At 68.2% G+C, this 13,126-nt stretch carries 9 protein-coding genes; 3 read left to right on the top strand and 6 right to left on the bottom strand.

The annotated features are described in order from the left end of the window. Positions 1–34: 34 nt before the first annotated feature. Positions 35–1,444, bottom strand: coding sequence for an amino acid permease (locus tag FVO59_RS00830; RefSeq protein WP_220465687.1), 1,410 nt, complete (start codon positions 1,442–1,444; stop codon positions 35–37). 168 nt (positions 1,445–1,612) lie between these two features. Then, entirely contained in the window at positions 1,613–3,388 is a 1,776-nt protein-coding gene (locus FVO59_RS00835) for a thioredoxin domain-containing protein (protein WP_182253717.1), read from the bottom strand. 207 nt (positions 3,389–3,595) lie between these two features. Here FVO59_RS00835 and FVO59_RS00840 point away from each other — a divergent pair, with 207 nt between their 5' ends. The 3 genes from FVO59_RS00840 to FVO59_RS00850 are packed head-to-tail and all read left to right on the top strand — an operon-like array spanning position 3,596 to position 6,464. Continuing rightward, the gene (locus FVO59_RS00840) at positions 3,596–4,582 is read left to right on the top strand and encodes a putative F420-0 ABC transporter substrate-binding protein (RefSeq protein WP_182253719.1); all 987 of its coding nucleotides are present in this window, start codon (positions 3,596–3,598) and stop codon (positions 4,580–4,582) included. Next, a complete protein-coding gene (locus FVO59_RS00845) occupies positions 4,579–5,625 on the top strand; it encodes a putative F420-0 ABC transporter permease subunit (RefSeq protein ID WP_182253721.1) in 1,047 nt (348 codons plus the stop codon). The genes FVO59_RS00840 and FVO59_RS00845 overlap by 4 nt, the downstream gene beginning before the upstream one ends. Further along, positions 5,622–6,464, top strand: a complete 843-nt coding sequence (locus FVO59_RS00850; RefSeq protein ID WP_182253723.1) for an ABC transporter ATP-binding protein — start codon at positions 5,622–5,624, stop codon at positions 6,462–6,464. Before FVO59_RS00845 ends, FVO59_RS00850 begins: the two co-directional genes overlap by 4 nt. Positions 6,465–6,486: 22 nt before the next feature. Here the strand turns inward: FVO59_RS00850 and FVO59_RS00855 are convergent, their stop codons facing one another. The 4 genes from FVO59_RS00855 to FVO59_RS00870 are packed head-to-tail and all read right to left on the bottom strand — an operon-like array spanning position 6,487 to position 13,093. Continuing rightward, positions 6,487–7,782 (bottom strand): M24 family metallopeptidase, encoded by a 1,296-nt coding sequence (locus FVO59_RS00855; protein ID WP_182253725.1) that lies wholly within the window; start codon positions 7,780–7,782, stop codon positions 6,487–6,489. Continuing rightward, the gene (locus tag FVO59_RS00860; RefSeq protein ID WP_182253727.1) at positions 7,779–9,749 is read right to left on the bottom strand and encodes a S9 family peptidase; all 1,971 of its coding nucleotides are present in this window, start codon (positions 9,747–9,749) and stop codon (positions 7,779–7,781) included. Before FVO59_RS00860 ends, FVO59_RS00855 begins: the two co-directional genes overlap by 4 nt. Positions 9,750–9,801: 52 nt before the next feature. Next, positions 9,802–11,451, bottom strand: a complete 1,650-nt coding sequence (locus FVO59_RS00865) for a gamma-glutamyltransferase (protein ID WP_182253730.1) — start codon at positions 11,449–11,451, stop codon at positions 9,802–9,804. A 25-nt stretch (positions 11,452–11,476) separates the two neighbouring features. Then, positions 11,477–13,093, bottom strand: coding sequence for an ABC transporter substrate-binding protein (locus FVO59_RS00870; protein ID WP_182253731.1), 1,617 nt, complete (start codon positions 13,091–13,093; stop codon positions 11,477–11,479). Between the last annotated feature and the right edge of the window lie 33 nt (positions 13,094–13,126).

Genomic DNA, 13,126 nt, shown 5'->3' on the forward strand with positions numbered 1-13,126 from the left:
GGCGCGCCCGGTGTGCGCGCTCAGGCCTGCAAGACTACTGGGCCGACGAGTCGTCGAGGTGCTTGATCACGCCGTGGCGCGAACGCGCCCTGGTGAGACGGGCGAGTCCCAGCAGCGCGGCCGTGAGCGCCAGCGTCAGCAGCAGCTGGGTGCGCGCCGCCGGGTCGGTCATCGCAAGGGCGACGATCACGCCGAGCAGCACGAGGGCCGCCCACGACAGCCAGGGGAAGCCCCACATGCGCATCGGAAGCGCGTCCCCTTCGCGATCGGCACGACGGCGCAGGATGATCTGCGAGATCACCGTCGCGGTCCAGATGACGAGCACGGTCGATCCGACGATGTTCAGCAGCAGTCCGAGCACCGTCTCGGGGAACGCCCAGTTCAGCGCGACCGTGACGAAGCCGAAGGCGACCGATGCCAGGACGGCGACGTAGGGCACGCCCTTGTCGCTGGTGCGCGCGGCCGCCTGGGGTGCGAGCCCCCGCTCGCCGAGCGAGTATGCCATGCGCGATGCGCCGTAGATGTTCGCGTTCATGGCCGACAGCAGGGCGATGATGACGATCAGCGACATGACGAGATCGACGCCAGGGATGCGGAGGGTGGCGAGCACAGCAGAGAACGGCCCCTCGAGCACCGCGGGCGAGTTCCACGGCAGCACCGTCACGATCACGAAGATCGACCCCAGGTAGAAGACGAGGATGCGGACCATGACCTCGCGCACGATGCGCTTGATGTTGTGTGCCGGGTCGTCGGACTCGGCGGCGGCGATCGCGACGACCTCGGTGCCGCCGAACGCGAAGACGACGACGAGCAGGGCCGCGGCGACGCCGGCGATGCCGTGCGGGGCGAACCCGTCGTGCGCGACGAGGTTGCCGATGCCGGTCGCGGGAACACCCGGGATGACGCCGAGGATCGCGCAGGCGCCGACGACCAGGAACGCGATGATCGCGAACACCTTGATGGCGGCGAACCAGAACTCGAAGCGTCCATAGTTGCGCACGCCGAACAGGTTCACCGCGGTCAGCGCGGCGACGAAGATCAGCACCCACAGCCATGCCGGGATGCCTGGCACCCACCCCTCGATGATCCCCGCGGCTCCGGTGGCCTCGGCGGCGATCACGACGACGAGCTGGATCCAGTACAGCCATCCGACCGCGCTGCCGGCGCTGCGACCCATCGCGCGCTGCGCGAACGAGCTGAACGCGCCGGAACTGGGTCGGGCGGCGACCATCTCGGCGAGCATCGCCATCACGAGGATGACCACGGTGCCTGCGATGAGGTACGAGATCAGCACGGCGGGTCCGGCGATGCCGATGGCCTGGCCGGAGCCGACGAACAGACCCGCGCCGATCGCGCCGCCGAGACCCATCATCGAGATCTGCCGACGGGTGAGCCCCGGGTGCAGACCCTTCGTGGTCGTCGTCGTCAGTGGCACCTCAGCCATGGCGGACCTCCTCGTCCGGTCGGGGATGCGCCGCATGCGCGCCATCCGAAGCGCAACACTAGATCGCGGACCCGCTCACATGCAAAGTGCCGCGCGAACAGCACGCACCGTGCGCGCTGAGGCAGGACTGCACCCGATCCCGGTGATCAGAATGCACAATCCGGAGCGTCAGCGGGCGGATGTCAGCTCGTCGGGGCTGCGGGTGGGCAGCCGGCAGGCCAGATCTCGGCAGTCGTAGGCCACACCGTCGAGTTCGTCCTTGCCCTCGAAGAGAGAGAACCCGGCATCCGCGAAGGCCCGAGCCTGGGAGGGAGTGACGATCGCGACCACATCGGCCTCGACGGCGCGTGCCGCTTCTGCGAGCGCACCACCGTGGGAGGCGACGACGACGACCTGACGCGAAGGGCCGGCAAGCGCCGAGCACAGCCGCAGCAGCGCGCCGTAGGCGAGCGGGTGCTGCAGCGCGCGTTCCGTCAAGGGGGCGCAGAGCGACACGGCCCGCTCTCGATGCTCGTCACCCGCGCCGAGCAGCCAGGCGGTGAGATGCGCGGACGCCAGCGACGCCGGGCCCGACGGAAGGTCGCCGTCGCCGTCGTCTCCCGCCGAGGCGAGACCCTGCGCCGCCATCACCGGGTCGTCGACGATCGGCTCGGCGAGCACAGCGAGCGCGCGTGTCGCCCATGACGCCTCGCCGGTCGCCAGAGCGAGCGCGAACAGCCCGTCGGCGAGCAGGCCGATGTCGGCGGCGGTCGCGACGGCCGCCGCCGCTGCGCCGTCCAGCGAGGAGCGCACGAGCGCCCCCGTCGCCGACCGGTTGACGCGCAGCACGTGCTCGGCCGCGCCCTCGGCGGCCGCCAGCCAGTCCCGCTCTCCCAGCCGCGCCCCCGCGCGGGCGAGAGCGCCGATCGCGAGGCCGTTCCATCCGGTGAGCACCTTCCCGTCGACCGCGGGAGGGTCGAGGGAAGCCCGCGCAGCGGCATCCGCCCGGTAGTAGCCGCCTTCGCTTCGCTCCCCGTCGATCCACGACTCGGAGTCCTGCGCGGCGGCGAATGCGCCGCCCGCACGGCGCAGGACGCCGAGCAGGAACCCGGCGATGTCGCGCGCGATGTCGTCGCGTCCGGCGGCGAGCGCGACATCCATCAACTGGGCGTTGTCGATCAGCATCCGCTCGTAGTGCGGCACCGTCCAGTCGGCCTGGGTCGCGTACCGGAAGAACCCGCCGTCGACGCCGTCCCGCAGTTCGGAAGCGGCCATCGCATCGAGGGCGCGCCGAGCGACAGCAGCGCCCTCCGCAAGCGGATGCTGCAGGAACCGCAATGTGGTCGCCATCGGGAACTTCGGCGCCCCGCCGAACCCGCCGTGACGGTGATCTTCGCGCTGCAGGATGGCCGCCGCGGCCGCGCGTATCGCGTCGGCGTCCGGCAGCCCTCCGGTTCCGGCGCCCGCCGCCTGTCGCAGCGCGTCGGCGACGGCACCAGCCGACTCGTCGACCTCGGTGCGCCGGTCGGTCCACGCCTCGGTCACGGCCGTGAGCACGTCGCGGAATGACGGCGATCCTCCCCGTGCCTGAGGAGGGAAGTAGGTGCCGGCGTAGAAGGTGCGCCCGGAGGGGGTGGCGAAGACCGTCAGCGGCCAGCCGAGGCTGCGGGTGAACGCGGAGGCTGCGGCCATGAAGGCCGCATCGACGTCAGGATGCTCTTCGCGGTCGATCTTCACCGCCACGAAGCCGGCGTTGATCTGCGCGGCGGTGACCGCGTCGTCGAACGATTCGCGCGCCATGACGTGGCACCAGTGACACGTCGAGTACCCGATCGAGATGAGCAGCGGCACATCGCGGCGCCGCGCCTCGGCGAACGCGGCCTCACCCCACGGGTACCAGTCGACGGGGTTGTCGGCGTGCGCCCGCAGGTACGGGCTGAGCGTGTCGGCGAGCCGGTTCGTCATGGCTCCACGCTACGCCGGGGCTGGGTGCCGTTGGTCGTTGACCCGAGGCAGATCGAAGATCGCACAGTCGGCTGTTGCGCCGCCTGCGGTGCGCTCTTAGAATCGGACCATCGCCGGTTCGTCTAGCCGGCTTTGAGAGCCTGGATCTGGGTTCGACGCACGCGGCAATTCTGCCGCCCCCGCTGTCATCCACCATCCGGAGTCCTCATGCGCGTTCGCCGCTCTCTCTTCTCTGCCTCTCTCGTCGTCCTTGCCGCCGCCGTCGCCGGATGCGCTTCGACGCCGGCCACTCCCGCGTCAGCAGACGCTGACGACGCTCGGAGCGGCTATCCCCTGACGCTCGACAACTGCGGTTTCGACCTCTCCGTCGCCGGGCCCCCGCAGCGCATCGTCGCCATCAAGTCCTCGACCATCGAACTCCTGCTCTCCCTCGGCGTCGGCGATCGCATCGTCGCACAGGCGTTCTCGGATGGTCCGCTGCCTGACGCCCTCCGCGATGATGCGAAGGGCATCGAGACCCTGTCCGAGAAGGTTCCCTCGCAGGAGGCGACGCTCGCGCTCGAACCCGACATGGTGTTCGCCGGATGGGAATCCAACCTCACTGCCGAGGGAGCGGGCGACCGAGCCGCGCTGGCCGAACTGGGAGTCGCCTCATACGTGTCACCGGCAGCGTGCACCGGAGACGGCTACGCGCCTGCACCGCTCACCTTCGACAGTGTCTTCGACTCGATCAGCGAGGCCGGTCGGATCTTCGACGCCGAGGAGGCCGCCGCCGATCTCGTCGAGGAGCAGCGCGATCAGCTCGCCGCCCTCACGCCTGACGATCGCTCATTGACGGCGGTGTGGTACTCCTCGGGCCGCGACACACCCTTCGTCGGGGCAGGCACAGGCGCACCCCAGATGATCATGTCGGCAGCAGGGCTCAAGAACATCTTCGGCGATGTCGGGGACAGCTGGACGTCGGCGTCCTGGGAGGCGGTGGCGGCCCAAGACCCGGATGTCATCGTGCTGGTGGATTCCGCGTGGAACACGGCGGAATCCAAGATCGAGCTGCTGCGGAGCAACCCGCTCACGCAGCAGCTGACTGCGGTGCGCGATGCTCGATTCCTCGTCGTGGACTTCCCTGCCACGGAAGCCGGCGTGCGCAACGTGTCGGCCGTCGCGTCGCTCATCGACCAGCTCGCCTCGTCATGACGGTCGCCACGGCGAAGCGACCGGTCTGGGGCGCGCAGGACGTCGCACGGGCGCCACTGACGGGCGCCCTTCTCCTCGCCGGCATCACGCTGTCCGTTGTGGCGGCCAGCACCATAGGGACAGCGGACATCGCCCCGCAGGACGTGGTGCGCAGCATCCTCACCCGCCTCGGAATCGGGTACAGCGCTCTGACTCCGCTTCAGGAAGGCATCATCTGGCAGCTGCGACTCCCCCGTATCGTGACCGCTGCTGTCGTCGGAGCCGGTCTGGCCGTATGCGGAGTGGTGATGCAGGCGCTCACCAGGAACCCCCTGGCCGATCCGTACCTGCTCGGGCTGTCATCCGGTGCCTCTGTCGGAGCTGTTGCGGTGCTCGTGCTCGGCATCGGCGTCCACGTACCGGCGGCCGCCTTCGTCGGCGCCCTCGCAGCGCTCGGGGCGACCTTGGCGCTTGCTCGACTCGGCGGGAGACTGTCCCCGTCGACGACTGTGCTGGCGGGGCTCGCGGTATCGGCCGTCGGAAGCGCCCTCACCAGTCTGTTCATCCTCCTCCATGCGACCGGCGACAGCTACCGCGAGATACTCAACTGGCTGCTGGGGTCGCTCGCGGGCTCGTCATGGAGCTCTGTCGGAATAGCGACGATCGCGCTCGTCATCGCGGGAGCGCCGCTGCTCGCGAGTGGGCGCGTGCTCGATGCCTTCGCACTCGGCGACTCCGGCGCGGCGGCGCTCGGCATACCCGTCGCGAGGGTTCGCACGGCCCTTCTCGTGGTCACGGCCGTGCTCACCGGTGCCCTGGTATCGGTGAGCGGGTCGATCGGGTTCGTCGGCCTCATCCTGCCCCATGCAGTGCGGCTGGTCGTGGGCGGGATGCACCGGAGGCTGCTGCCTCTGTCAGCCCTCGCCGGCGCGCTCTTCCTGATGTGGGCCGACACCCTTGCGAGGACGGTGCTCGATCCGCGGGAGATTCCGGTGGGAATCGTCACCGCGCTCATCGGCGGCCCCGTCTTCGCATATCTGCTCGCCCGGAGGCGGTCCGCATGAGCACTCCCCCGGTCGACGTCCACGAGGCGCCGAGGAGGTCGACGGCCGGGACCGGCCTGACCGTGCGCGGAGCGCGCGCCCGGCGCGACGGCGCAGACGTGCTGGACGACGCAGATCTGCACGCGCCTTCCGGGCGGATCACCGCGCTCATCGGCCCCAACGGCGCGGGAAAGAGCACGCTCCTGCATGCGATGGCGGGCACGATTCCCGCCACCTTCGTCGAACTCACCCATGAGGCGGCCGACCTTCTCGGCATGCCACGTCGATCTCGGGCACGGACGGTCGCCTTCGTCGAGCAGGAGCCGGCCACGCCCGACAGCATCCGCGTGCATGACCTCGTCACCCTCGGGCGGCTGCCGCATGACGGCATGTGGGCTGGTGCGGATCACATGCATGCGGCGGTACGACGCGGGTTGCACCTCGCGGAGGCGAAGGAGCTGGCCGGGCGCGCGTATGAGTCGCTGTCCGGAGGTGAGAAGCAACGGGCCCAGCTGGCGCGCGCGCTCGCTCAGGAGCCCCGGCTGCTGTTGCTGGATGAGCCGACGAACCATCTCGATATCCGCGCACAGCTCAGCACTCTCGCTCTCCTGCGGCGCCTCGCGAGCGAGGGGGTCACCGTGGTCGCGGCGCTGCACGACCTCAGCCTCGCCGCCGCGCATGCCGACCATGTGGTGGTGATGGCCGGAGGTCGTGTCGTCTGCGAAGGAACGCCTCAGGACGTGCTGACCCCCTCGCTCCTGCACGAGGTCTGGGGCGTGCACGCCGATGTGCTGGTGAACCCGACGACCGGCCAGGTGGTGCTTGCGACGTCCCTGGCGGGTGCGGCCGCCCCGCGCTGAGTCATCTCGTGTGCGGCGCCGTTCAGAGATCGATCCAGGCCCACTCCTCCGTCCACGGCACGCGGGACATCGCGACGGCAGGCCCCGATTCCTGCACGACGAACGTGTCGGAGAAGTTCACGCTGAAACCGGCGGCGGGATCGTACAGCCCCGGCTCGACGGAGAAGCACATCCCGGGCTCCAGCACCGTGTCGTCACCGAGCGCGAGCCACGGCGGCTGATGGCGTTCCGGTCCCTGCCCATGCGCAGGGCGATGATAGATCAGCTCCGCCATGCCCTCTGCGATCTGGAAGCGGTGGATGCGCTCAGCGACCTCACCACATGCGACTCCGGCGCGGAGCTCTTCCTGTTGCAGCAGGCAGGAGTCCCGCACGACCTGCCACACCCGCTCCATGTGCGGCGTGCGCTCCTGGAAGAGATAGGGCCGGTAGCACTCACCGCCATACCCACCGACCTGCAGCACTCCGGACACCTGCAGGACGGTGTCAGCGGTGATCGCCGCGAAGCGGAACTGGTTGGGATGGGGATACCCCGTCACCGCTCCGGCGCGCACCCAGGCGAGGTCGATCACCACGCCGACGCCGCGATGGGGTCGGCCGTCGAGCTCAAGATCCGGGACGATCCGCTTGGTGGCGAAATCGATCATCGACATCCGCAGGTCGAAGTCCGTCATCGGGCCCTCTTCGAGCAATCGCTGCCGCGCGTAGGCATGCACCTCGTCGAAGTAGGTGTAGGTGCGCTTGATGAGCGCCAGTTCCTCCGGTGTCTTGTGCATGCGCATCTCCGTGCACACAGAAGACACGTCGTGGAGGGGCCCGCCCAGTATCCGTGCGGCCGCCATGGCACGCTCGCCGGCGGGCATGCGGTCGATTCCGACCACGTGCCCCGCGACGCGCCCCGAATCCCTCATCCCACCGAGCGCCATCTCCCACAGATCCACCGCGGGACCCCTCGACGCATGGCCGAGATGCGGGAACTGCCCCGCCACGTGCGGATAATCGAAGTACTCCAGTCCGTCGCCGAACCACCACTCGTGCACCAGATCACGGTCGAGCGTCGGATAGAACCAGTAGGGCGCCTCTTGGCCGGCGCTGAGGAGCGCGTAAAGGGGTCGTTCGGTCGTCGCCGCCCAGAGCCCCGTGAAGTACACGATGTTCCACGGATCGGTCAGCAGCACCGAGTTGATCCCGCGCTCAGCGAGCGTCTCGAGCAGGTCCGCAGCCCGCTGCTCATTCCATGCCCTGGGCAACCTGGTGAACTCCGCAGGCTGATACGAGGATTCGGGCGTCAGCAGCCGGATGGACTCGGCGAGGTTCACAGCGCGTCTACCCCCAGATGCTCGGTGAAGTAACGGGCTTTCGCCATGCCCAGATAGATGCCGTGCTCGCCGGTGAAGTGATGAGGCTGCTCGTTGACGGGGAGGAAATCGAACGGCTTGCCTGCCCGAACGAGCGCCTCGGTGAATTGCAGTGATGCGGAGAACGGCACGTTGACATCGGATGTCCCGTGCACGATGAGCAATCGGCCGCGCAGTCGATCCACCATCGCGTGCAGGTCGAGGCGGTCATAGCCGTCGAGGTTTCCCTCGAGCGGCCCCATCACGCATTCGATGGGGCCGGGACCGTTGCCTTCGCGCATCTCGTAGACGCCGTTCACCGCGACGCCGACATGGTAGACATCCGGCGCCTCGAGCAGCGCCCGCGCCGTGTAGTACCCGCCGTAGGATCTGCCGTACACGCCGACGCGGGAGAGATCGAGGTACGGTCGCGTGGCGGCGAGACCCCGCAGCGCGGCGACATGGTCGGGGATCACGGTGTCCGCGAAGTTCCGGTACGCCCAGTCGTGGAACGGCTTCGAGCGCTCGGGGGTACCTCGTCCATCGACCATGACGACGGCGAATCCGAGCTGCGCGAGGGCATGAGATTGCACGGCGTTGGCATCGTCGAGCTCCGTCGGGACGAAGGCACTGTTCGGCCCGGCGTAGATGGACTCGATGACCGGATAGCTCCTCCCGGGGTCGAAGTCCGCCGGCAGGTAGAGGTGGCCGTGCAGCATGGTCTCGCCGTCGTCCGCGAGCACCGTGAACTCCTCCGGCGCAGTCCACGCGCTCAGCGCTCCTTCATCGCCCGCGGCGAGTCTGGCCACCGTCGTGCCGTCCGCACGACGCAGATCCGATGCGGGGACGCGCGTCATGCTGGCGTGCGTGTCCACGAACACGGAGGCATCCGGTGAGAAGTGGGCGCGATGCGTCCCCGGCTCGGTGGTGAGCTGCTCGAAGCCACCGGATCCATCCAGGCGCGCACGGCACACATGCGTGTCGTACGGGCGCTCGCGATCCGAGTGGGCCTCGAAGTACACCCAGCCGCCGGGCTCATCGACGGCGGCGAGCCTGGTCACCGCGAAGTCACCCGAGGTGAGCTGGCCGATGGGAGCCCCCTCCATGTCGTGAAGGTGCAGATGGGCCCATTCGCCGCGTTCCGCGAGCCAGATGTGACCGGTTCCGCTGGGAAGCAGAGTGCACGACATCCCCTTCTCCCAGTACGAGACCCAGGTGCTCACCTCCTGCTCGAACACCGTACGCGTCGCGCCCGTCTCGGGGTCGACCGCCATCAGGGTGAACGGCTTCTTGTATCGATTCGTCTTGATGAAATACGCCTCGCGACCATCCGGACTCCAGCCGAGCGGTCGCAGGTCCTGCTCGGGTTCAGGACCGCTGTCGACGGTGACGACTCGACGACTGATGCGGTGGACGATGTGCAGAGTCGTCGACTCCACGGAACCGCCGACCCGCCCGGCGGGGAAGAACTCCACCTCCTCGTTGGGCTTCAGCCAGTGGACCACCGGGAATCGCTCCATCTCGCGGGTGTCCACCCGCCTGGCGAGCAGGCGGAGACCGTCCGGCGACCACCGGGCATCCTTCACCTCCCATCGGTGATCAGGAGCACCGTCGTCGGTGAGCGGGCTCAGGCGGTCATCGATCGCCCACCGCAGCGCCAGGTCGTCTCCGACCTCTGTGGCGAAGTACCGTCCCCCCGGCTCGGGGGCCTCGAACACCGGAGGACGCCCGATCTTGAAGGCAGAACGCAGACGTCGTCCGAGCGGCACGTCGCTGGGCGGCATCGTCCTCATCGGCTGTCGTTCGCCGGTCGCGCAGTCGACGACCTGCAGGGCGCCGTCCGCATGGAATGCGACCCGTCCGCGGCTCCAGACCGGTGCGATCCGCCCGCCGGTCACCGTGCCGGCGAACTCGAGCAGGCTGCGGTAGCGCTCTTGGCGAGTGGTCATCTTTACTCCTCTGCTCTGGCACTTCGACGTGCCGTCTGACTATGCCGCCGGCTCAGAACCCGGCGGACTTCCCTTCCCGGCGCGACCCCGAGGCGCCGTTGAGGCGCCCGTCCGGGCCACGCCAGCACATCTCGAACGACCCCATGTGCCAATCGGACAGGCCGAGTGGACGCACCCGAACTCCCATGGCAGCCAGGCCGGCGACGAACTCCGGCGAGACCCGGCTCTCCATCGCCATCGTGTAGTGATCGTCCAAGGGCATCGTGAGCGGGCGCGCCTCGGCCTCATCCGGATCGAGCCCGAAGTCGAGGATCCCCGACAGGACCTGCGGCATGGTGGCCTCGACCTTCCCGGGCGTGCCGAGGGCGAGCCACGGCTCTCCTCCCCTCAACACCATCGTGTTCCCCATCACGGTGCGCACGTCACCGCCGCCGGTGTACCAGCCGCTGATGTTCTGAATGGGGTCGAGGCTGGTGTCGGTGAGCGATCCGGTCATGGGAACGCCGCCGACCACCTCACCGGGGATGCCGCTTCCCGAGAGGGTGGTCATGGCCTGCACCCAGTCACCCTGCGCGTCGACGATGCTGATCTCGCAGCTGTCCGTGCCCGGCGTCGTCGCCAGCTCCATGTGGCGCGGGTGTCGGGAAGTGAGCTCCAGATGGGCGGTGAGGTCGACACGCGGGCGTGATCGCTCGATGATGCGGGCGACGTGTGCGTGATACTCCGGGTCGGCGATCGCCTCGCTGGGATCCTCGAAGCAGCGCGGATCATTGAGATGGCCGAGATCGACGCGAACGCGACGCAGCGCATGCCCCAGGTAGTAGCAGGCCATCGGGTCCTCACTGTAGTGGCCGAGCTCCTGGACCCCGAGCTGCTCGAGCACACCGAGCACGAAGGCGAGTGAGACGGCCTGGATCTGGGGCGCGGCCAGAGAGGCGACCTCGTGACCGCGGTGACGGAAGATCCGCGCGGGCGACCAGCGCGGTGCGTTCGCGTTCAGGTCCTCGAGCCTCACCGCCCACCCCATGGCATTGCCGCGACGGACGAACGCTCGTGCCCATCCGCCGCTGAGGAAGTGATCGGGGCCCTCGTCTGCGAGCGCCGACAGGGTCGCCGCAAGCTCCGGCTGACGCCACGTCTCTCCCACCTGCGGAAGGCGCCCATCGGGCGTGAAGTGCGACCGCCCCGATGGCGAGTGCTGGAAGTAGGCCAAGGTCGTGGCCATGACGTAGTGTTCGAACGATGTGACGCGGTGCCCTTCCTCCGCCAGCATCGCTGCGGGCGCGACCAACCGCGCCCACGGAAGCGTCGCCCCCTGTTCCCAGCATGTCTTCATGGCAGGCATGAACCCGGGGACGACCGCGTTCGCGCCGGGAGGATGGGCCGAGTATGTGCCGGCCACCACGGGAAGCGGGCGGAACGGGGCCAGTCCTGGCACCAGGCGTCCCGGGCTGTTGAGCTGGCGCACCTTCCCGGAACGCCGCTCATAGTGGAGCACCGTCACGGTGCCCGCATGGTTGGTGAGCTCCTGCGACACCGTGGCCTGCACCATACAGGCGCCGATCAGGGCGTCGATGGCGTTGCCACCCTCCCGGAGGATGTCCAGCGCGGCATCGGTGACCAGCGGATGCTGGGTCGACACCATCGCGGAGTCGCCGTAGGCGACGGCCTTGCGGCCCACCGTTCCGGGAGGGTGGTACATGACGCTCTCTTCGCTCAGATCCGGGTCAGGACTTCGGAGGACCGAGCTTGCTCCAGTCGAGGATCACGACCTCGCCCGGGTGCAGGAACCCGTCGAGCCCGCTCAGATCGGCCCGGATGGCGTCCGTGTACTTCACCTGGACCAGCGTCGCCGTCGGCATGTCGTCGGCGATCATGCGCTGCGCCTTCGTGTAGAACGGAGTGCGCTCGGACTGCTCATTGGCCGCGGCCGCGTCACGGAACACCGCGTCGAGTTCCTCGTTGCAGTACCCGGTCGCATTGCCGAAGACGGCATTCTGGTTGTTGTCACAGGTGTAGCGACGGTAGAGGCCGATTGCCGGGTCCGCACCAGACGAGATGTTGATCGTGTAGGTGTCGAAGTTGTGCTCGGCGAACACCTCCTTGCGGAACACCTCCGCGTCGTCGGCGATCACCTTCACATCGATGCCGATCGCCTTCCAGTTGTCTGCGATGACTTCCGCGACCTTGTCGCCGCCGGGCTCAGCCGTCTCGTAGCGATGGGTCAGGGAGAAGCGGATGCCATCGGCACCGCGCGGGTACCCGGCGGCATCGAGAGCGGCTTCCGCCGCTTCGGGATCGTAGGGCAGCTCCTTCTCGTAGTCGACTTCGCCGGAGTTCGCCCAGTGCCCGTCGGGAAGCGGTGCCCGGCCCGGGGGGAAGTACCCTCCATAGACGCTCTTCGAGATGAACTCGCGGTTGATCGCCTGGAACAGCGCCTTGCGCACCTCCGGTTTGGCGAGGATCTCGTTGCGTGTGTTGAACGGGAACATCTTCATCGATGTCGACGCGCGCCCCACGTCCAAGCGGATGTTGTCGTCGTCCTCGAGCTGGAGAATCGATTCATACGTCACGTCATAGGAGTTGATGTACTGAATGTCCCCCTTCTTCAGCGCAAGGGCTCGGGCAGACGGTTCGCCCATGACCGTGAACACCACGTTCTCGTACCCGGGCTTGTCGCCCCAGTAGTCCTCGTTGCGCACCAGGGTGATCCGGTTGTTCTCCCACGACTTGAACTTGAACGGCCCCGTTCCGATGGGTGCCCTGTTGGCAGGGTTCTCGAGCAGGTCGGTGCCTTCGTAGATGTGCTTCGGGATGACCGTGAACGACATCGAGTTCAGCATCGCGAGGAAGGCACCGGCCGGAGAATTGAGCACGACGTCCACCGTGTGCTCGTCGACCTCCTTGGCCTCCTTGATCATGTCTTTGAGGGCTGCCGTCTGTGCGTTCACGCCGAGGCCCTCGGTGAGGCTGAACACCACGTCTGCAGCGGTGAAGGGCTCGCCGTCGTGCCACTTCACACCCTTGCGCAGGTGGAAGCGGTGAGTCACCTCGTCAAGCAGCTCCCACGACTCGGCGAGTTGCGGCTCGAGTTCGCGGTCGCGGTTCACTGTGACGAGTGACTCCTCCATCGCCAGTCCGACGAGCCCGACCTGCACGTCGCCGAGGAACAGTCGCATGAGGTGAGGCGGCTCTGCACTCATCCCCACCACGAACGTGCTGTCGCTCGCGCTGCCGCGGTTTCCCGAGCCGCTCGGCGAGCAGCCTGTCACCGCCAAGGCCGCGATCATCGCGGCGGCGCCGGCGAGAAGCAGCCTCTGCCTCAGCCGTCCTATCCGTTTCATGTCGTTGTCACCTTTCTCTCCTTGTCATTCCTG

This window comes from Microbacterium esteraromaticum, from assembly GCF_014084045.1.
In the GTDB taxonomy this organism is placed as follows: Bacteria; Actinomycetota; Actinomycetes; order Actinomycetales; family Microbacteriaceae; genus Microbacterium; species Microbacterium esteraromaticum_D.